The organism is Rhizobium sp. RM, assembly GCF_013390595.1.
GTDB lineage: Bacteria > Pseudomonadota > Alphaproteobacteria > Rhizobiales > Rhizobiaceae > Agrobacterium.
The window spans coordinates 63,458-82,684 of record NZ_JACAWV010000008.1; the positions used below are offsets into that span (position 1 = coordinate 63,458).

Consider the following 19,227-nt stretch of genomic DNA (forward strand, 5'->3'; position numbering starts at 1 on the left):
ATCGGCTCGTTAGGGCTGAAAAGGAGGACGACAATGTTCCTGTTTGACACCTTTGAAAAGAAAACGACGATGCCCACGGCGCAATCCGCTCTGCCGGGCCGTGACGAAGCGCTTGTCGTGCCGGAAAATCATTTCGTGAACGGCAGGCCGTTGAAAGGGCCATATCCAGATGGTCTGGAAATCATCTATCTCGGTATGGGGTGTTTCTGGGGCGCGGAGCGTCTGTTCTGGAAAACGCCTGGCGTGTGGGTGACGGCGGTCGGTTATGCGGGTGGCTTCACGCGTAACCCCACCTATCAGGAAACCACGACGGGTCAGACCGGACACGCTGAGGTCGTCAAAGTCGTCTATGATCCCGCCCAGATTTCACTTTCCGCGCTGCTGAAGATCTTTTTCGAAGAGCATGATCCGACACAGGGTATGCGTCAGGGCAACGATATCGGCACCACCTATCGGTCCGTCATCTACGCAACGACGGAAGGTCAGCTTCAGCAGGCGCAGAAGGTGCGTGATACCTTCCAGCAATCTCTGGATAAAGCTGGGCATGGTCGCACGATCACCACCGAAATCGAGGAGCTTGATACGTTTTACTACGCGGAAGACTATCACCAGCAGTATCTCGCCAAGAATCCAGGTGGCTACTGCGGACTGCGGGGAACAGGCGTAACCTGTAATATTGATTAGATTTTTCGCAATCTGCTCCGGTGGAAAGATCAAAAAAACGCCAGTTTAAAGTTTTTCCACCGGGTCAAAAAAACCGAGTGAATTTTTCGTTGAGCCATGCAAGGATGCGTGCCAAGCACAACCGGAGACACGGTTGGCGGTTCCGCAGACATTCCCGGTTAACGGGTATGCGGGAGGACCCTATAATATCAATTGCAACAACAGGGCTGCAAAATGAAAAAATCGCTTCTGACCCTTTTCGCCATGGCGGCAATGTCGGCCTCCGCACTCGCTGCGGATATCAAGCCGGCTCTGGTCTATGGCACGGGTGGCAAGTTCGACAAGTCCTTCAACGAAGCTGCTGCGGTTGGCGCTGAAAAGTTCAAGGCGGAAACAGGCATCGAGTTCCGCGATTTCGAACCCACCAGCGACACCCAGGGCGAACAGGCTATCCGCAACTTCGCCAGCAAGGGCTTTAACCCGGTCATCGCCGTATCCTTCGCCTGGACGTCGGCAATGGAAAAAGTTGCAGCCGAGTTTCCGGACACCAAGTTTGTAATCGTCGACTCCGTCGTTGACCTGCCGAACGTGCGTTCGGTCGTCTACAAGGAGCACGAAGGCTCCTACCTCGTCGGCCTTTTGGCTGGCATGGCCTCCAAGACCGGTAAGGTCGGCTTCGTTGGCGGCATGGACATTCCGTTGATCCGCAAGTTCGCCTGCGGTTACGTACAGGGCGCCAAGGCGGCCAACGACAAGATCGAGGTCTTCCAGAACATGACCGGTACGACGGGTGCTGCCTGGAACGACCCGGTTCGCGGCGGTGAACTGACCAAGAACCAGATCGACCAGGGCGCTGACGTGATTTACGCGGCGGCCGGCGCAACGGGCCTTGGCGTGCTGCAGACCGCTGCCGACAACAAGAAATTCTCGATCGGTGTCGATTCCAACCAGAACCACCTGCATCCGGGTTCCGTCCTGACCTCCATGGTCAAGCGCGTCGATCTGGCTGTCTACAATGCCTACAAGGACGCCAAGGAAGACAAGTTCACGCCTGGCGTCATTGCTCTTGGCATCAAGGAAGACGGCGTTGCCTATGCGCTGGACGACAACAACAAGTCTCTGATCACCCCGGAGATGGTCACTGCGGTCGACAAGGCCAAGGCTGACATCATTGCCGGCACGATCAAGGTTCACGATTATATGTCGGATAACTCTTGCCCGAAATGACGTGATATCTGTTGGGGCGCACGGTGCTTGTCACCTTGCGCCCTTTTCATATCCAGTCTTCGGAGACGTGTCGGTTTAAGTATGGACCCAGCAATCGAACTCGTGGGCATCGATAAGAAATTCGGTGCCGTTCACGCAAACAAGAATATCAATTTGACGGTCGCCAAGGGTACGATCCACGGCATCATCGGGGAAAACGGTGCCGGGAAATCGACATTGATGTCGATTCTCTACGGATTTTATCATGCGGACTCAGGGGAAATCCGCGTCAACGGCGCGCCTGTAGCCATTCGTGACAGCCAGGCTGCGATCAGCGCGGGTATCGGCATGGTGCATCAGCATTTCATGCTGGTCGAGAATTTCACGGTGCTTGAGAACGTCATGCTGGGCGCAGAGGGCGGAGCCTTGCTCGCCAAAGGCACGGCTGCGTCCCGAAAGGAGCTGAAGCGTCTCGAGGACGACTACGGTCTCGAGGTCGATCCCGACGCTGTGATCGAAGAACTGCCGGTCGGTCTGCAGCAGCGCGTCGAAATATTGAAAGCGATGTACCGCGGTGCTGAAATCCTGATTCTGGATGAGCCGACAGGTGTTTTGACACCTGCCGAAGCAGACCACCTTTTCAAGATTCTTGGTGTGCTCCGGGATCAGGGAAAGACCGTCATCCTGATCACCCACAAACTGCGCGAGATCATGGCTATTACCGATTCCGTTTCGGTCATGCGCCGCGGCGAGATGGTTGCGACGCGCAAGACCTCGGAAACCACGGTTGAGGAACTGGCCGAACTGATGGTCGGTCGCCGCGTCCTGTTGCGAGTGGAAAAAGGCGAAGCGAAGCCTGGCGACGTGCTGTTGTCGGTTCGCAACCTCACCGTCAAGGACAGCCGTGGTGTCACCATGGTGGATGACGTGTCGTTTGACATCCGTGGTGGAGAAATCGTTGGCATTGCCGGCGTTGCGGGCAACGGGCAATCCGAACTGCTCGAGGCCATTGCAGGCATTCGCAAACCCCATTCCGGCGAAATTTTCGTGGAAGGGCAGAAGGTGGATCGTGTCGATCCCGCCTTGATGCGCAAGCTCGGCCTTGCCCACATTCCCGAAGATCGACACCACATGGGCCTGGTGCTGCGGTTTGAGGAGTACGAGAACTCGATTCTCGGTTATCACCGCGATGAACTCTACGGCAAAGGCCCATTCCTCAATCCCGAGGCGATCCGCAAGGATGCCGTCGAAAAGATCGAAAAATACGATATCCGTCCACCTAATCCGCGTCTGAAGACCGCCAATTTTTCTGGCGGCAATCAGCAGAAGATCGTTGTCGCCCGCGAAATCGAGCGTGATCCGAAAATGCTGATTATCGGCCAGCCGACGCGCGGGGTCGATATCGGTGCGATCGAATTCATCCATCGCCGCATCGTTGAAATGCGGGATGCCGGAAAGGCAATCCTGCTCGTTTCAGTGGAGCTCGATGAGATCCGGTCGCTTTCTGACAGGATTCTGGTGATGTTTGCCGGTCGTATCGTCGGAGAAAAAACGGCGGAAGCCGAAGAACAGGCGCTGGGCCTCATGATGGCCGGTATCGCTGCATGAGGCATGAATGAGCACTGCTTCCGTCCCCCTACCAAATTGGATCACCTACGGTCTTTTGCCGCTGCTGAACGTCGTGACGGCGTTTGTCATCTCCGGCCTCGTCGTCTGGTCGATCGGTGAAAATCCGTTTGCGGCACTGCGTCTTTTGATTGAAGGCGCTCTCGGCCGTGGCGATGCCATCGGGTTCACCCTGTTTTATACGACAAGTTTCATTTTTACCGGCCTTTCGGTTGCCGTGGCGTTCCATTCCGGCCTGTTCAATATCGGTGCGGAAGGGCAGGCTTATGTCGGCGGCCTTGGTGCTGCGCTGGTTGCCCTGACACTTGACCGTTATGTGCCCTGGTACGTGACCATGCCCTTCGCCGTTATCGGTGCGGCTGTCTTCGGCGCCGCCTGGGCGTTCATTCCGGCCTGGCTGCAGGCAAAACGCGGCAGCCACGTCGTGATCACCACGATCATGTTCAACTTCATTGCTGCGGCGCTGATGGTGTACCTGCTCGTCAACGTGCTGATCGTTCCTGGCAAGATGGCGCCGGAAACACGTACCTTCCTGCCCGGCGGTCAGTTGCCGAAAATGGACTGGCTGATGGCGCTTTTCGGTCTGAAACTGGGGCCGGCACCCTTCAACGTGTCGTTCATCATCGCGCTTGTCATGTGTTTCGTGGTCTGGGTACTGATCTGGCGCACCAAACTCGGTTATGAAATGCGTACCCTCGGCATTAGCCGCTCTGCAGCGGTTTACGCCGGTATTCCCTATGCGCGCACAGTCATCATCGCCATGCTCCTGTCGGGCGGTCTGGCGGGCATGATGGCGCTGAACCCTGTCATGGGCGCTTCCGCGCGCTTGCAGGTCGAATTCGTCGGCGGCGCGGGCTTCGTGGGTATCGCCGTGTCCCTCATGGGACGAAGCCATCCGCTTGGCATCGTGTTTTCCGCATTGCTGTTTGGGATTCTCTATCAGGGCGGAGCCGATCTTTCGTTTGAAATGCCCAACATTACCCGTGAGATGATCGTGGTCATCCAGGGTCTGGTGATCCTGTTTGCCGGGGCTCTGGAATATATGTACCGGCCTGCGATCGTTCGCGTCTATCAGCGTCTGGTAAAGGGGTAATCCGAGATGGACTTCTTCGATATTCTGGTCAGCATTCTCGGATCGACCGTCCGCCTGACCATTCCTTTGCTCTTTACCGCGCTTGCCGGCCTGTTTTCGGAAAGGGCGGGTGTTTTCGATATCGGCCTTGAGGGCAAGATGCTTGCGGCAGCTTTTGCTTCCGCATGCGTCGCCTATCTTACCGCGAACCCCTGGGCGGGTTTGCTGGCCGGCATCACCGTGTCGATCCTTTTCTCGCTCATTCACGGTTTTGCCGTCATCACCAATCGTGGCAATCAGATCGTCTCCGGTGTTGCGCTCAACTTCATCGCAGCCGGTCTGACGGTGGTTCTTGGTCAGGCCTGGTTCAGTCAGGGTGGTCGTACACCGCAACTGACCTCAGAGGGACGTTTCACGCCAATCATCCTGCCCGGTGCCGACGCCATGCGCGAGGTGCCTTTTATTGGACCGCTTTATGCCAATGTCATTTCCGGCAACAACATCCTGACCTATCTGGCATTTCTCGCGGTGCCTCTGTCCTGGTGGGTGCTTTACCGCACACGCTTTGGCTTGCGTCTGCGCGCCGTCGGTGAGAACCCTGGCGCGGTCGATACCGCTGGCATTTCCGTTCCGTGGATGCGGTTCCGTGCCGTCATTGTTGCAGGTTTTCTGTGCGGCTTTTCCGGCGCCTATCTTGCCGTGGCGCAATCGGCTTCCTTCATCGCCAACATGTCTGCGGGCAAGGGATATATCGCGCTTGCAGCGCTGATTTTCGCGAAATGGAAGCCGGTTCCAGTCATGTTTGCCTGCCTGCTGTTTGGTTTCCTCGATGCCTTCGCGAATTTCATGCAGGGCAAATCCGTACCGGGCATCGGCGAAGTGCCTGTGCAGATCTTCCAGGCCATGCCCTATATTCTGACCTGCATCCTGTTGGCGGGTTTCATCGGTGTTGCCAAGCCTCCGAAGGCTGGTGGCGTCGCCTACTCGAAGGAGCGTTGATCCATGTCTCGGGAATTGTTCGAAGCGGCAAGAGACGCGATGGCGCTCGCCCATGCACCCTATTCGAAGTTTCCGGTCGGTGCGGCGATCCGCGCCGAAGACGGCAAGATCTACAAGGGCGCCAACATCGAGAACCTTTCCTTCCCGCAAGGGTGGTGCGCTGAACCGACGGCCATTGGCGCTATGGTGATGGGCGGTGCAAAACAGATCAAGGAAATCGCCGTGATCGCGGAAAAGCTGGCTCTTTGCCCACCTTGCGGTGGCTGCCGCCAGAAGATCGCCGAATTCGCGACTTCCGAAACCAAGGTTTACCTCTGCGATGAAACAGGCGTGCAGAAGGTCGTGACCATGGATGAGCTTTTGCCGTTGTCCTTCAAGACCGAGTTGCTCGGATGACGGACACGCTGATCGACATCCTGGTGGACCGACTGAACGGCCTCATGCCGCGTATCGCCATCGTGCTCGGCTCCGGTCTCGGCTCGCTTGTGGAAGAGGTCGAAGAGGCTATCCGTGTTCCTTATGTCGAATTGCCGGGATTTCCGGCAAGCGGTGTTTCGGGTCATGCGGGTGAACTGGTGGCAGGTTATCTTGGCGGCGAACCGGTCATCATGCTGTCCGGTCGCGTGCACTATTATGAAAAGGGCGATCCGGCCGCGATGCGGATAGTGATCGAAACGCTTGCCGGGTTGGGCGTACAATCGCTGATCCTGACCAACTCCGCCGGCTCGGTTCGAGAAGATATGCCGCCGGGGTCTGTCATGCAGATCACCGACCACATCAACTATTCCGGCATGAACCCGCTGATTGGAGAAGAAAGCGATCGTCGCTTTGTCGGCATGACGACGGCCTATGACGCCGATCTGGTTCTGGCGATGCGCAACGCTGCCATTCGCTCGACCGTGCCGTTGTTCGGCGGTGTCTACATGTGGTTTTCGGGGCCGAGCTTCGAGACGCCGGCAGAAATTCGCATGGCGCGTCTGTTGGGAGCGGATGCGGTTGGCATGTCGACGGTGCCGGAAGTCATCCTCGCACGCTTTTTCGGGATGCGCGTTGCTGCCGCATCCGTTATTACCAATTACGGTGCCGGCATGACCGGTGCCGAACTGAGCCATGAGGAAACCAAGGACATGGCTCCGGTGGGCGGCAAACGACTTGCCGCCATCCTGAAGGAAATGATTGCAGGAGGAGCATGATCATGGAACTCCAGCGTCCGCGAGAAGCGGCTGCCCTCACTCTGTCCTTGCTGGACCTGACCAACCTGAAAGAAGATTGCACGCCGGAGCAGATTGCCACTTTGTGCCAGAGAGCGCACAGCGAGTATGGGAATACGGCCGCGATCTGCATCTGGCCACGTTTTGTGGCGCAGGCCAGGGCAGCTTTTGGAAAAGATCACGCGATCAAGATCGCCACTGTCATCAATTTCCCGTCTGGCGATCTCGAGATCGCCACCGTCGTGGCCGAAACCGAGATGGCCATTCGCGATGGAGCCGATGAGATCGACCTCGTCATTCCCTACAAGAAGTTCATAGCCGGCGATGAAGCCGCTGTGTCAACGATGATTGCGGCTGTGCGCAAGGCGTGTGTCGCACCGGTCCAGCTCAAGGTCATTCTTGAAACCGGGGAGTTGAAGGACAAGGCGCTGATCCGCCGTGCCTCGGAAATTGCCATCGCGGAAGGTGCTGATTTCATCAAGACATCGACCGGCAAAGTGTCGGTCAATGCAACGCTGGAAGCAGCCGATATCATGCTGCAGGCAATTCGAGACAGCAAACAGAAGGTTGGTTTCAAGCCTGCCGGCGGTATTGGCACGGTGGCGGATGCAACGCTGTATCTCAGGCTGGCGGAAACCATCATGGCGCCGAACTGGGCCATGCCTTCGACCTTTCGTTTTGGTGCCTCAAGCCTGCTGGACGATGTGCTGAACGTGCTGGCCGGTGGTGAACCCGCCAAGGCCGCCAGCGGATATTGACCCCTTGATCCCCCAGGAAATCATCCGCCGCAAGCGTGACGGGTTGCACCTCGATCCGGAGGAGATTTCCGGATTCGTCGAGGCCCTGTCATCGGGGCAGATTTCCGAAGGCCAGGCCGCAGCTTTTGCCATGGCAGTTTTCTTTCGTGGCATGAGCCGCGACGAAACAGTCGCATTGACGCTTGCCATGCGTGACAGTGGCGATGTTCTCTCCTGGAATGAGGTTGGCAAGCCCATTGCGGATAAACATTCGACCGGCGGCGTCGGTGACAATGTCTCATTGATGCTGGCCCCGATTGTGGCCGCCTGTGGGTTGGCGGTTCCGATGATCTCCGGCAGGGGACTTGGGCACACGGGTGGCACGCTCGATAAGCTTGAGGCCATTCCCGGCTACAACGTCATGCCGGATGAGATGCTCTTTCGAAAGGCCGTGCGTGACGCAGGCTGCGCGATCATTGGTCAGACCGGTGATCTTGCTCCGGCCGACAAGCGCCTTTACGCCATTCGTGATGTGACCGCTACAGTCGATTCCATTCCGTTGATCACCGCGTCCATTCTGTCGAAAAAGCTCGCCGCCGGTCTGGAAACACTTGTTCTTGACGTCAAGGTTGGCAATGGCGCTTTCATGCAGGATATGGAGGAGGCACGCAGCCTGGCGCGTTCGCTGGTCGACGTCGCGAATGGTGCGGGTCTGCCGACCGCTGCTTTGATCACCGACATGAACCAGCCACTTGGCGATGCTGCCGGAAATGCGGTCGAAATCCTCAATTGCCTGGACTTTCTTCATGGACGGAAGGCGGGAACCCGTCTTGAGGACGTTGTCATGTGTTTCGCCGCGGAAATGCTGGTGCAGAGCGGGGTAGTCGGGACGCTTGAGGATGGCAGAGCGAAGGCTGCCGAGGCTTTGGCTTCCGGCCAGGCGGTGGAGGCTTTTGCGCGCATGGTCACAGCGCTCGGTGGTCCTGTCGACTTCGTGCAACGACCGGCGCAATACCTGCCCGCAGCGCCTGTCGTCGTGCCCGTTCCTGCCGGCCAAAGCGGTTGGTTGACGTCCTGTGGGACGCGCGACGTGGGCATGATCGTTGTGGAACTTGGTGGCGGGCGGCGCAAACCGTCGGACACCGTTGATCCTTCCGTGGGCCTATCCGGAATTTTGCCGTTGGGGACCAGGGTGGAGAAGGGTGAACCCATCGCCTTCGTCCATGCCGCATCACAGGACGCCGCTGCACGCGCAGTCGACAGAGTGCTGGAAAGCTATACGGTCGATACCGTCACGGCCGATATCGCTCCGGTCATATGCGAGCGGATCACCTGACGAGCCGCAGTTCGTCTCCGGCAACCTTGAACGACGAGAGTTGCCTCAGAAAGCTCATGCCAATCAGCGTTTTGCCGAGTGCATTGTCCTTCAGCACAATTGCATCGACGTTTTGAACACGGATCGCGCCGATTTCCACCCGGTCCAGCCTGATGTAAGCGGCTTTGGTTTTGCCGTTGGCTGTCGAGATCGGATATTTGAAATCGAGACTGTTTACACCGAAACCGAGGCGCCGCGCAGTTGATTCATTGATCGCGACCGTTGATGCACCGGTATCGACAAGACCATCGAACGGTTTGCCATTGAGACGGAAAGCGGCATTGAAGTGGCCGTTTGCATCCGCTTTGAGGGTGACAGTGCCAAGCGATACCGGCTGGGCTTTCACCGGCGCCGCTTTTTCAGCTTCGGGAGCAGGGCGCGTGTGAAATTTTTCTATGAGTGCAGGGATCTGCGTTGCACTGACCGAGAGGCTGACAAGAAGGAAAATCGTACGCGCCAGCAAGGATATGCTCCCGAAATGGATTGAACCAAAATGAGCATAAACCGCAAAACACCGAAAAATCCTGAATCAAGAACGCCATTTGCCAGATGTCATCCGGCAAATGGCGTTGATGGTTAAGGTTCGGTGGACGGAATTACTTCGTTCCGTACATCCGGTCGCCCGCGTCACCAAGACCCGGAACGATGTAGCCCTGCTCGTTCAGGTGGCTGTCGATGGACGCAGTAAAGATCGGCACATCGGGATGCGCTTCGCGAAAGTTCTTGATGCCTTCGGGTGCAGCAAGCAGACACAGGAAACGAATGTTCTTTGCGCCGCGTTCTTTCAGTTTCTCGACTGCGGCAATCGACGAGTTGCCCGTTGCCAGCATGGGGTCGACAACGATGATCAGGCGCGCGTCGAGGCTCTCTGGTGCCTTGAAGTAATATTCGACAGCTTCCAGCGTTTCATGGTCGCGATAGACCCCAATATGGGAAACGCGGGCAGAAGGAACCAGCTCCAGCATGCCTTCCAGAAGACCGTTTCCGGCGCGCAGGATCGATGCGAAAACCAGCTTCTTGCCCTCGAGCACGGGTGCTTCAATGGTTTCCAGCGGCGTATCGATGGTCTCCGTCGTCATTTCCAGATCGCGCGTGACTTCGTAGCAGAGCAGCGTTGAGATTTCGCGCAGCAGACGGCGGAAACCGGCCGTGGACGTTTCCTTCTTGCGCATGATGGTGAGTTTGTGCCGCACCAGCGGATGATCGATTACTGTAACGCCGTCCATGAAAACTGGCCTTCCCTCGTTTCTTTGATACTTTTGTCATTCACCGAAAGCGTCGCTTTCGCAAGTGTTTCAGGGTGTTTTTGTCCCGATTGCTTTTCCTTAAACCGAATCCAGTTTTGCCAGCAGCCGTTCCCGTGTCGGTTCGTCGACAAAGGCGCATTGAAGCGCCGTTCTGGTCATGTCGTTGATCTCTGCATCGCTGAACCCGAACGTCGTCGAGGCGAGTTCGTATTCCCGCACAAGCGATGTGAAGAAGAACGGCGGATCGTCGGAATTGATGCAGACCCGCACGCCGGCGTCGCGCAACCGCTTGAGCGGATGCTGGTCAAAATCCGGATAGACATTGAGCGCGATGTTGGAACCGGGGCAAACTTCCAGAACGGTGCCGCTATCGGCAAGTCTCGACACCAGAGATGCGTCTTCAATGGCGCGAACACCATGGCCGATGCGTGCGGGTTTGACGAGATCGAGAGCATCGCTCACGCTGAACGGTCCGCAGACTTCGCCTGCATGGATCGTCAACCCAAGGCCAGCGTCACGGGCGATATCGAAGGCGCGTGCATAATCGGCGACACGGCCCATGCGTTCTTCGCCGGCCATGTTGAAGCCGGTGACGAGGGGATGTGCCGTTCTGGCGGCATATTCAGCTGCGGCAATAACGCGGTCGGGACCGAAATGTCGTTCACCGGTGACGATGATGCGTGCTTCGATGCCGGTCTTTTCCTTGGCAACGCGAATGCCTTCCGCGATGCCCTGGAGGTAGGCATCGGCGCCAAGGCCAATACGATCGCCATGATCGGGCGAGATGATCAGTTCGCTGTAGATGGTATTGGCAGCGGCAAGCTCGGTGAGATAGGCCTCCGTCAGGACCGCATAGTCCTCATCTGTCTTGAAGACCTGCGCGACGGCATCGTAGCAGCGAATGAACTCGGCGAAATCGGTCCAGACATATTTTCCGTCACGCAGAAAGCTGCTGCTGTCGATACCGTATTTTTGCGCCTGCACCGCAACAAGGTCAGGCGGTGCCGCACCTTCGAGATGGCAATGGATTTCCGCTTTCAGCAAATGGGATGTCAAATGAAGCTCCTGCCGTGTGCGCCGACATCTATTCCAAGGTGGCGGGCAATGCTTTCACCAATATCGGCGTAAGAGGGTCGAATACCGAGATCACGAGACCGTATGCCTGGTCCGAATGCCATGATCGGCACGCGTTCTCGGGTGTGATCCGTACCGCGCCATGTCGGGTCGCAGCCATGGTCGGCGGTAAGAAAGGCAATGTCTCCCGGCTTCATCTTGCGATGAATTTCGGGAATGCGTGCATCGAAGGCTTCGAGCGCTGCGGCATAACCTGCCACATCGCGTCGATGGCCGTAGATCATGTCGAAATCGACGAAATTGGTGAAGACCAGATCTCCGTCTTCGGCCTCGTCTATCGCCTGCAGGGTCGCATCCATCAGCGCCGCATTGCCATTGGCCTTGATGACGCGAGATATGCCCTGATGTGCGTAGATGTCGCCGATCTTGCCGATGGCGTGAACCTTGCGTCCTGCTTCGACCAGTCTGTCCAGAAGGGTCGGCTCCGGTGGAAGAACGGAAAAGTCCCGGCGGTTTCCGGTGCGCTCGAACGTCGCGACCGTCTCACCAACGAAAGGACGGGCAATGACGCGGCCAATATTCAGCGGGTCGACGAGTTTGCGAACGATCTGGCAGAATGCAAGAAGCCGCTCCAGCCCGAAATGGGTTTCGTGAGCTGCAATCTGAAACACCGAGTCGGAGGAGGTGTAGCAGATGGGTTTGCCCGTACGGATATGCTCCTCGCCGAAACGGGCGATGATCTCCGTTCCTGACGCATGGCAATTGCCAAGAATGCCCGGAACATTGCCTTCTTCGCAGATCGCTGCAACGAGTTCGGCGGAAAAGGCGTCACCCTCCGTCGGAAAGTAGCCCCACTCGAACCGGACGGGTGTACCGGCAATCTCCCAATGACCTGACGGCGTATCCTTGCCCTTAGAAACCTCGCTGGCGCAACCATGCAGGCCGTATATACGTTCCGGCAACTCCATGCCTGCGGGCATGTCGCCACTTGCCAGTTCCGCAATGTTGAGGAGACCGAGCGATGTCATGTTCGGCAATTTCAGGGGGCCAGCGCGCAAGCCCGGGCGATCTGCAGCGCCCGCCGCGCAGAACTCTGCAATGTGGCCCAAAGTGTTGGAACCAAGATCGCCATAATGGTCCGCATCCGGTGCGCCGCCCACACCGAAGGAATCAAGAACCAGAAGAAACGCACGTGCCATGTGTCACCACAAAAAGCGCGGCACGATCTGCCGCGACCCAAAACGACTTATATAGAGCACTGGAAGGTGAACTGTGAAACGCTTTATTGGTCGGCGTCCGTCAGTCGTTCTGTGAGGGCTGTTTCGGCGCATTGAGATTGCGGGTCACATACCAGCCTGCAACGACCACCATCGCAGCCAGTATGTACCAGGTGATTGCGTAGGAGAGATGGCTGTTGGGGAAGGTCAGCATGGTCTTGCCACCGATTGGCAGACCACCGGGATTGGCTGTTGCATCCGCATCGACGTAGAAGGGGGCGGCATGCGCTAGACCCTTGGTTGAGGTGATTTCGGCAACGTTGCGCGAATACCAGCGATTATTAGCAGGATCGTTGGTTCTGAGGAAAAGGCCCCCGGTTTCGGGTGCACGCATCAGTCCCACCACGTCGACAGGACCCGTGATCTCACCTTCGGCGCGCGTGGATGGATCGCGTTTATCCGAGGGAACAAAGCCGCGGTTGACGATGACAAGCGATCCGTCATCGCGCTGCAAGGGGGTCAGAACCCAGTATCCGGGACCCAGATCCGACACCGTATAGACCTGCACCTCTTCCTGATGGAGATAGGTGCCGGTGAGGCGGACACGGCGATATTCATATTGGGCTGGATCGGCAAGGGCGGCCCAATCGTTCTCGGCGGGTGCGTCAACCGGCGTGGCATGAGCCCGCTCCTCAACGCGTGCGATGAGATCGAGCTTCCAGGACAGGCGCTTCACCTGCCACGTGCCGAGCGCCAGCAGGCAGCCTGTGAGAATGACGGTCAGGAAAATCACGACAATTGCCGCAGGACGAATCCGTCGGGAAGGGGTCGGGTTTGTCAGGCTGTTCATTGGAGCTATATCCTGCTCAACACATAACCCCATGAATCCGCTCTCCGATTCATGGGGTTATGGGTCTTCCGGAGAGGCAGCCCGCAAGCAATGCGGGCTGCGAATGGTACGCTATCCAGGCCCGTCAGGGCAGGTTACGCATCTGTTCCATGGTCATCGTCGGCATCATGTTCTTGTTCATGTTGTACATGACCCAGAGCGAGCCCACGAGCGTGATCATGACAACGACCAGCGTGAACAGCAGCGACATGAAGATCCAGCCGCCCTGCGACTTTGTGTTCATGTGCAGGAAGTAGATCATGTGCACGAAAACCTGGATGACACCGAGGACCATGATGATGAGCACGGTCGTTGTGCGGTTTTCAATGACATCGCCCATGACCAGCCAGAACGGGATAGCCGTCAGGATGACCGAGAGGATGAAGCCGATCATGTAGCTCTTGAAGGAGCCATGATCTTCTCCACTGGCGTGGTGATGATCGTGACCGTGATCATGCGAATGACCGTGGTCGTGCGTGTGTGTGTTCGAACCCATCACAGAACTCCAACCAGATAGACGAAGGAAAAGACGCCGATCCAGATGACGTCGAGGAAGTGCCAGAACATCGAAAGGCACGTCAGGCGGCGCATGTTTGCTTCATGCAGGCCGAACTTCTTGACCTGCACCATCAACGTCACGAGCCAGATCACGCCGAAGGTAACGTGCAGACCGTGCGTGCCGACCAGCGCGAAGAACGCCGACAGGAAGGCAGAACGCTGCGGACCAGCACCTTCATGGATCAGGTGGTGGAATTCGTAGAGTTCGAGACCAAGGAATGCCAGGCCGAACACACCGGTGATCGCAAGCCAGATCAGCGTCGTGTTGATGTTCTTCTTCTGGGCCTCCAGCATGGCGAAGCCATAGGTGATGGAGGAGAACAGCAGGAAGCCGGTGTTGATTGCGACCAGCTTGAGATCAAAGAGATCCGCACCGGACGGACCGGCCGCATAACTGCGACCGACCACGGCATAGGTTGCGAAGAGCGTTGCAAAGATAAGGCAGTCGCTCATCAGGTACAGCCAGAAACCCAGCGAAGTGCCGTTTTCCGGATGGTGGTCTTCCTTCAGGTAGAAGACCGGCTTTTCCGCGCCATTGGCGCTTTGGGCAGGTGCTTGAGACATTCTGTTACGCCTGATTTGCAAGCAGCTTCGTACGTTCTGCTTCGACTTCCGTTACATCCGATGCCGGAATGTAATAGTCGCGATTGTAGTTGAAGGTGTGGGCGATCGAGACCGCGATGATAGCAAGCAGGCTCAATGCAGCCAGCCACCAGATGTGCCAGACCAGAGCGAAGCCAAGCGCGACGTTGATGGCGCTGATGATGACGCCCGCACCGGTGTTCTTCGGCATGTGGATGGGGATGAAGCCTTCCAGCGGACGCTCTGCACCGCGCTTCTTCATGTCTGCCCAGGCATCGACGTCATGCACGACCGGCGTGAAGGCGAAGTTGTAGGCAGGCGGCGGAGAAGAGGTCGACCATTCCAGCGTACGGCCGTCGTAGGGATCGCCGGTGACGTCGCGTAGCTGCTCGCGCTTCAGGAAGCTGACGATAAGCTGGATGACGAAGCTGGCAATACCGAGTGCGATGAGGCCCGCGCCGAAGGCAGCGATTACGAACCAAATCTGCAGCGACGTGTCTTCGAACTGGCTGAGGCGGCGGGTAACACCCATCAGGCCGAGTACGTAAAGCGGCATGAAGGCGAAGTAGAAACCGACGAACCAGAACCAGAAGGACAGCTTGCCCCAGAACGGGTCAAGGCGATAACCGAAGGCCTTGGGGAACCAGTAGACGATGCCGGCCAGCACGCCGAAGACCACGCCGCCGATGATGGTGTTGTGGAAGTGGGCGATGAGGAACAGCGAGTTGTGCAGCACGAAGTCAGCCGGAGGAACAGCCAGCAGAACGCCAGTCATACCGCCGATGACGAAGGTGATCATGAAGCCGACGGCCCACAGCATGGGGACATCGAACTTGATGCGGCCCTTGTACATCGTGAACAGCCAGTTGAAGATCTTCGCACCGGTCGGGATCGAGATGATCATCGTCGTGATGCCGAAGAAGGCGTTGACGCTTGCACCCGAACCCATCGTGAAGAAGTGGTGCAGCCAGACGACGTAGGCGAGAATGGTGATGACCACCGTCGCGTAAACCATCGAGGCATAACCGAACAGACGCTTCTGCGAGAAGGTCGATACGATTTCCGAGAAGATACCGAAAGCAGGCAGAACCAGGATGTAAACTTCCGGGTGACCCCAGATCCAGATGAGGTTGACGTACATCATCGGGTTGCCGCCGAGATCGTTGGTGAAGAAGTTCGTACCAACGTAACGGTCAAGCGTGAGCAGGGCGAGTGTGCCGGTCAGGATCGGGAACGATGCCACGATCAGGATGTTCGAACACAGCGACGTCCAGACGAAGATCGGCAGGCGCATCATGGTCATGCCGGGAGCGCGCATCTTGATGATCGTCACGATCAGGTTGATACCCGATAGCGTCGTACCCACACCGGCGATCTGCAGACCCCAGATGTAATAGTCCATGCCAACACTCGGACTTCCCTGAATGCCGGAAAGCGGCGGGTAGGCCAGCCAGCCGGTCTGGGCGTATTCACCGATGAACAGCGAGATCATGGTGATCACCGCGCCGGCCGTCGTCATCCAGAACGAGAAGTTGTTGAGGAACGGGAAGGAAACGTCACGTGCACCGATCTGGAGCGGAATGACGTAGTTCATCAGACCCGTGATCATCGGCATTGCCATGAAGAAGATCATGATCACGCCGTGAGCGGTGAAAATCTGGTCGTAGTGGTGAGGCGGCAGATAGCCTTCCGATCCGCCAGAGGCAATTGCCTGCTGGAGACGCATCATGAGCGCGTCGGCAAAGCCGCGCAGCAGCATGATCAGAGCCAGAATGATGTACATGATACCGATCTTCTTGTGATCGATGCTCGTGAACCATTCCTTCCAGAGATAGCCCCACAGGCGGAAGTAGGTAAGGGCGCCAACGACGGCAAGACCGCCCAGCACCACTGCCGCAAATGTGACGATCAGGATGGGCTCGTGAAGCGGGATGGACTCCCAGGTTAGTCGCCCGAATAGGAACGACGTTTGATCGGAGTTGACGACCATTTTAGCCTCTTGGATTCAAAAACGTAAATTCGGCGCGGACAAGCCGCGCCGCAGAAAGCCGGGACGTTTCGTCAGCCAGCGACTTGTTTCGTTTCCGGCAGTGCAGCGGGTTCGAAAGTCTGACCCGAGATGACAGCCGGAGTGGATTGTGGGCCACTCGCCACGCCGTAAGGCGACAGCGGGGTGCAGACCACGGAATTCAGTGCCTTGGCGATATCGATGCCTTCCTTGCCACCGCCGCCATTGGCGTCGATGTGCATCATGTCGCGCATGCAGAGCTTGTTCGGTTCGACGCAGCGGTTGAGGATCGCGTCGTAAAGTTCCGGATCGACATTGGCGAAGTACTGCACAGGCTCGCGCTCGGAAGGCTTGGCGAAGTCCAGATACTCCATGCGGCCGAATGGCTTGCCGCCATCCTTGATCTTGGCGACCCACTGGTCGAAGCCTTGCTGGCTCAGACCATGGAACTTGAAGCGCATGTGCGAGAAGCCCGGGCCGGAGAAGTTGGCAGAAAAGCCGTCATAAACGCCTTCCTTGTTGATCACTGCGTGCAGCTTGGTCTGCATGCCGCCCATGGCGTAGATCTGGCCAGCCAGAGCCGGAACGAAGAACGAGTTCATCGCCGTTGTGCCGGTGATCTTGAAGTTGATCGGAACATCAACCGGGGCTGCGAACTCGTTGACGCTGCCGATGCCGAGTTCCGGATAGAAGAACAGCCACTTCCAGTCCATTGCCACCACTTCAACGGTGATCGGCTTGACCTCTGCCGTGACCTGACGGTTTTCGTCGATGCGGTCGATCGGGCGATAAGGGTCGAGACGGTGGGTCGCGATCCAGGTCACGGTGCCGAGCATCAGAATGATGGCGACAGGGGCAGACCAGATGATCATTTCCAGACGTGTCGAATGATGCCACTCAGGATCGTAATCCGTGGACTTGGCTGACTCGCGGTATTTCCACGCGAAAAACAGCGTCAGTGCCAGAACCGGAACGATGATCAGCAACATCAGAACGGTGGACGTGATGATGAGGTCGGCCTGCTGGCGGGCGACATCCCCCGAAGGGTTCATCACGACGAGGTTACAGCCGCTGAGCAGCAGCAGCGACGACAGGCCCCCAAGGGCCGTGGAGAATTTCTTGATCGTGCGCACGTTCTTAAACTCGATTATTTCATTGTGTGTCGGGGTTAGTTGCCAAACGTCATTTAATAAATGCGTAATTTTGTCGCGGCGCAGCGATTTTTCGCGGCGCAGCAAGAAAAGCATGGAACCCTTTCGGACGCGGATGTCGGGGGGATTATCGCATAGAGCCCTATTGGGGCAAGCCCTCTTGGGGGATTCTGTTTGACGGCCTTCAACCCCTGTGTGACAATCCGTCGCATGTAACGTGAACGGAAGAGGAGCCGTTGGCGTTACCGACATAGTTCGCGATACGCAGGAGGGAATATCATGAGTTATATCGATACGGCCTCATCCTATAATGGGCCGAATGGATCACACGGACAGACCGCGCCTGTTGCCGTTGATCCGGATCGCATCACAATCGCAGTCATTCTGGCGCGGATGACCGAGTTTTTCGACTTCTTCGTTTATGCTCTCGCATCTGCACTCGTCTTTCCGTACGTGTTTTTCTCTTTTGCGGACCCGCTGACGGCAACCCTCTATTCCTTCGCGGTCTTTTCACTGGCCTTTATCGCAAGGCCGATCGGCTCCCTCGTTTTCCTGCAGATCGATCGAAAGTTTGGCCGTGCCGTCAAGTTGACAGCCGCGCTGTTCACGCTCTGTGGTTCCACCATGGCGATCAGCTTCCTTCCCTCTTTCGCGGAAGCGGGCATTATCGCGCCCGTCTTGCTGGCAGTCTTCCGTTTCGGTCAGGGTCTCGGTCTTGGCGGTGCGTGGGACGGGCTGGTATCGTTGCTGGCAATGAATGCGCCGGCCAAGCAGCGCGGATGGTACGCAATGATGCCGCAGATTGGTGCGGCCATGGGCTTCGGCCTCGCCAGCGCATTCTTCATCATCTTCGTGACGCAGCTTTCCACCCCGGAATTCCTGGCGTGGGGCTGGCGTTTCCCGTTCTTTGTGGCGCTTGCACTCAATGTATTGGCGCTGTTTGCGCGTCTTCGCATGATTGTTACACCTGAATTCCAGGCCATGCTCGAGCAGCATGAACTTGAACCGAAGCCGATGTTCGAAATGTTGCGCAACCAGTCACGCGTCGTTTTCACCGGTGCTTTCGTGCCGCTGGCAAGCTTCGCGCTGTTCCACCTGGTCACGGTTTTCCCGATTAGCTGGGTGACGCTCAACACAAATCAGCGACTGTCGGACTTCCTGTTTGTGCAATTCGTCAGCGCCATTATCGGTGGCGGCATGATTGTGCTTTCGGGTGTCCTCGCGGATCGCATCGGTCGCCGCAAGCTTTTGGGTATCGCGGCGGTGCTGATCGGTATCTTCAGTTTCATCGCGCCGGTATTGCTTGGCGCAGGTGATATCGGCCGGTACCTCTTCGTACTGATCGGTTTCTCGCTTCTCGGTCTTTCTTTCGGCCAGGCGGGCGGGGCTCTGGCATCCCGGTTCAGCCGTGAATACCGCTATACGGGCGCATCTCTGACCTCCGATATTTCCTGGCTCATCGGCGCCGGCTTCGCGCCACTCGTCGCTCTGGGATTTTCGTCCAAATTCGGTCTCTTTGCAGTGGGGCTTTACCTGCTGTCAGGCGCGATCTGTACCCTCGTGGCGCTGCTTTTCAGCCGCACCCTGGACATGCCATCGGAGTAGCCAGGGC

General features: G+C 57.3%; 19 protein-coding genes. 10 read left to right on the forward strand and 9 right to left on the reverse strand.

Going from position 1 to position 19,227, the window contains the following annotated elements; translation table 11 throughout:
- Positions 1–33: 33 nt before the first annotated feature.
- From msrA to deoA, 9 genes are all read left to right on the forward strand, one after another.
- Positions 34–684: a peptide-methionine (S)-S-oxide reductase MsrA gene (msrA, locus tag HWX89_RS09170; protein WP_138794187.1), complete on the forward strand. Its 651-nt coding sequence runs from the start codon at positions 34–36 to the stop codon at positions 682–684.
- A gap of 213 nt (positions 685–897) precedes the next feature.
- Positions 898–1,890: a BMP family lipoprotein gene (locus HWX89_RS09175; RefSeq protein ID WP_138794188.1), complete on the forward strand. Its 993-nt coding sequence runs from the start codon at positions 898–900 to the stop codon at positions 1,888–1,890.
- Between the two features lie 81 nt (positions 1,891–1,971).
- The gene (locus HWX89_RS09180; RefSeq protein WP_138794189.1) at positions 1,972–3,477 is read left to right on the forward strand and encodes an ABC transporter ATP-binding protein; all 1,506 of its coding nucleotides are present in this window, start codon (positions 1,972–1,974) and stop codon (positions 3,475–3,477) included.
- A 7-nt stretch (positions 3,478–3,484) separates the two neighbouring features.
- Positions 3,485–4,588: an ABC transporter permease gene (locus tag HWX89_RS09185; protein WP_138794190.1), complete on the forward strand. Its 1,104-nt coding sequence runs from the start codon at positions 3,485–3,487 to the stop codon at positions 4,586–4,588.
- A gap of 6 nt (positions 4,589–4,594) precedes the next feature.
- Positions 4,595–5,566 carry an ABC transporter permease gene (locus HWX89_RS09190; RefSeq protein WP_138794191.1) on the forward strand — a complete coding sequence of 324 codons (972 nt, stop codon included), beginning with the start codon at positions 4,595–4,597 and terminating at the stop codon, positions 5,564–5,566.
- A gap of 3 nt (positions 5,567–5,569) precedes the next feature.
- Positions 5,570–5,962 carry a cytidine deaminase gene (locus HWX89_RS09195; RefSeq protein WP_138794192.1) on the forward strand — a complete coding sequence of 131 codons (393 nt, stop codon included), beginning with the start codon at positions 5,570–5,572 and terminating at the stop codon, positions 5,960–5,962.
- Entirely contained in the window at positions 5,959–6,759 is an 801-nt protein-coding gene (locus HWX89_RS09200) for a purine-nucleoside phosphorylase (protein ID WP_138794193.1), read from the forward strand. Before HWX89_RS09195 ends, HWX89_RS09200 begins: the two co-directional genes overlap by 4 nt.
- Positions 6,760–6,761: 2 nt before the next feature.
- Entirely contained in the window at positions 6,762–7,535 is a 774-nt protein-coding gene (gene deoC, locus HWX89_RS09205; RefSeq protein ID WP_138794194.1) for a deoxyribose-phosphate aldolase, read from the forward strand.
- A 4-nt stretch (positions 7,536–7,539) separates the two neighbouring features.
- Positions 7,540–8,850, forward strand: coding sequence for a thymidine phosphorylase (deoA, locus tag HWX89_RS09210; RefSeq protein ID WP_138794195.1), 1,311 nt, complete (start codon positions 7,540–7,542; stop codon positions 8,848–8,850).
- Here the strand turns inward: deoA and HWX89_RS09215 are convergent.
- The 9 genes from HWX89_RS09215 to cyoA all read right to left on the reverse strand — a co-directional run bounded on the left by HWX89_RS09215 (position 8,843) and on the right by cyoA (position 17,597).
- Positions 8,843–9,352 (reverse strand): TIGR02281 family clan AA aspartic protease, encoded by a 510-nt coding sequence (locus tag HWX89_RS09215; RefSeq protein WP_138794196.1) that lies wholly within the window; start codon positions 9,350–9,352, stop codon positions 8,843–8,845. The two genes, deoA and HWX89_RS09215, sit on opposite strands and share 8 nt — an antisense overlap.
- A gap of 133 nt (positions 9,353–9,485) precedes the next feature.
- Complete coding sequence (gene upp, locus HWX89_RS09220) at positions 9,486–10,115, reverse strand: uracil phosphoribosyltransferase (protein ID WP_138794197.1); 630 nt, start codon at positions 10,113–10,115, stop codon at positions 9,486–9,488.
- 99 nt (positions 10,116–10,214) lie between these two features.
- Positions 10,215–11,192, reverse strand: coding sequence for an adenosine deaminase (locus HWX89_RS09225; RefSeq protein WP_138794198.1), 978 nt, complete (start codon positions 11,190–11,192; stop codon positions 10,215–10,217).
- Positions 11,189–12,409 carry a phosphopentomutase gene (locus HWX89_RS09230; protein ID WP_138794199.1) on the reverse strand — a complete coding sequence of 407 codons (1,221 nt, stop codon included), beginning with the start codon at positions 12,407–12,409 and terminating at the stop codon, positions 11,189–11,191. The genes HWX89_RS09225 and HWX89_RS09230 overlap by 4 nt, the downstream gene beginning before the upstream one ends.
- A 100-nt stretch (positions 12,410–12,509) precedes the next feature.
- Positions 12,510–13,277, reverse strand: coding sequence for an SURF1 family protein (locus HWX89_RS09235; protein ID WP_502707590.1), 768 nt, complete (start codon positions 13,275–13,277; stop codon positions 12,510–12,512).
- 124 nt (positions 13,278–13,401) lie between these two features.
- The gene (gene cyoD, locus HWX89_RS09240; RefSeq protein WP_138794201.1) at positions 13,402–13,812 is read right to left on the reverse strand and encodes a cytochrome o ubiquinol oxidase subunit IV; all 411 of its coding nucleotides are present in this window, start codon (positions 13,810–13,812) and stop codon (positions 13,402–13,404) included.
- Positions 13,812–14,438 (reverse strand): cytochrome o ubiquinol oxidase subunit III, encoded by a 627-nt coding sequence (gene cyoC / locus HWX89_RS09245; protein ID WP_138794202.1) that lies wholly within the window; start codon positions 14,436–14,438, stop codon positions 13,812–13,814. The genes cyoD and cyoC overlap by 1 nt, the downstream gene beginning before the upstream one ends.
- Positions 14,439–14,442: 4 nt before the next feature.
- Entirely contained in the window at positions 14,443–16,446 is a 2,004-nt protein-coding gene (gene cyoB / locus HWX89_RS09250; protein WP_138794203.1) for a cytochrome o ubiquinol oxidase subunit I, read from the reverse strand.
- A 71-nt stretch (positions 16,447–16,517) separates the two neighbouring features.
- The gene (gene cyoA, locus HWX89_RS09255) at positions 16,518–17,597 is read right to left on the reverse strand and encodes a ubiquinol oxidase subunit II (RefSeq protein ID WP_178340683.1); all 1,080 of its coding nucleotides are present in this window, start codon (positions 17,595–17,597) and stop codon (positions 16,518–16,520) included.
- 297 nt (positions 17,598–17,894) lie between these two features.
- Here cyoA and HWX89_RS09260 point away from each other — a divergent pair, with 297 nt between their 5' ends.
- Entirely contained in the window at positions 17,895–19,220 is a 1,326-nt protein-coding gene (locus HWX89_RS09260; protein WP_138794204.1) for an MFS transporter, read from the forward strand.
- The last annotated feature ends 7 nt before the right edge of the window (positions 19,221–19,227 follow it).

Coding starts and splice junctions, on each gene's coding strand:
- msrA (WP_138794187.1), top strand. CDS start 34: ATGTTCCTGTTTGACACCTTTGAAAAGAAAACGACGATGCCCACGGCG.
- HWX89_RS09175 (WP_138794188.1), top strand. CDS start 898: ATGAAAAAATCGCTTCTGACCCTTTTCGCCATGGCGGCAATGTCGGCC.
- HWX89_RS09180 (WP_138794189.1), top strand. CDS start 1,972: ATGGACCCAGCAATCGAACTCGTGGGCATCGATAAGAAATTCGGTGCC.
- HWX89_RS09185 (WP_138794190.1), top strand. CDS start 3,485: ATGAGCACTGCTTCCGTCCCCCTACCAAATTGGATCACCTACGGTCTT.
- HWX89_RS09190 (WP_138794191.1), top strand. CDS start 4,595: ATGGACTTCTTCGATATTCTGGTCAGCATTCTCGGATCGACCGTCCGC.
- HWX89_RS09195 (WP_138794192.1), top strand. CDS start 5,570: ATGTCTCGGGAATTGTTCGAAGCGGCAAGAGACGCGATGGCGCTCGCC.
- HWX89_RS09200 (WP_138794193.1), top strand. CDS start 5,959: ATGACGGACACGCTGATCGACATCCTGGTGGACCGACTGAACGGCCTC.
- deoC (WP_138794194.1), top strand. CDS start 6,762: ATGGAACTCCAGCGTCCGCGAGAAGCGGCTGCCCTCACTCTGTCCTTG.
- upp (WP_138794197.1), bottom strand. CDS start 10,115: ATGGACGGCGTTACAGTAATCGATCATCCGCTGGTGCGGCACAAACTC.
- HWX89_RS09230 (WP_138794199.1), bottom strand. CDS start 12,409: ATGGCACGTGCGTTTCTTCTGGTTCTTGATTCCTTCGGTGTGGGCGGC.
- HWX89_RS09235 (WP_502707590.1), bottom strand. CDS start 13,277: ATGAACAGCCTGACAAACCCGACCCCTTCCCGACGGATTCGTCCTGCG.
- cyoD (WP_138794201.1), bottom strand. CDS start 13,812: ATGGGTTCGAACACACACACGCACGACCACGGTCATTCGCATGATCAC.
- cyoC (WP_138794202.1), bottom strand. CDS start 14,438: ATGTCTCAAGCACCTGCCCAAAGCGCCAATGGCGCGGAAAAGCCGGTC.
- cyoB (WP_138794203.1), bottom strand. CDS start 16,446: ATGGTCGTCAACTCCGATCAAACGTCGTTCCTATTCGGGCGACTAACC.
- HWX89_RS09260 (WP_138794204.1), top strand. CDS start 17,895: ATGAGTTATATCGATACGGCCTCATCCTATAATGGGCCGAATGGATCA.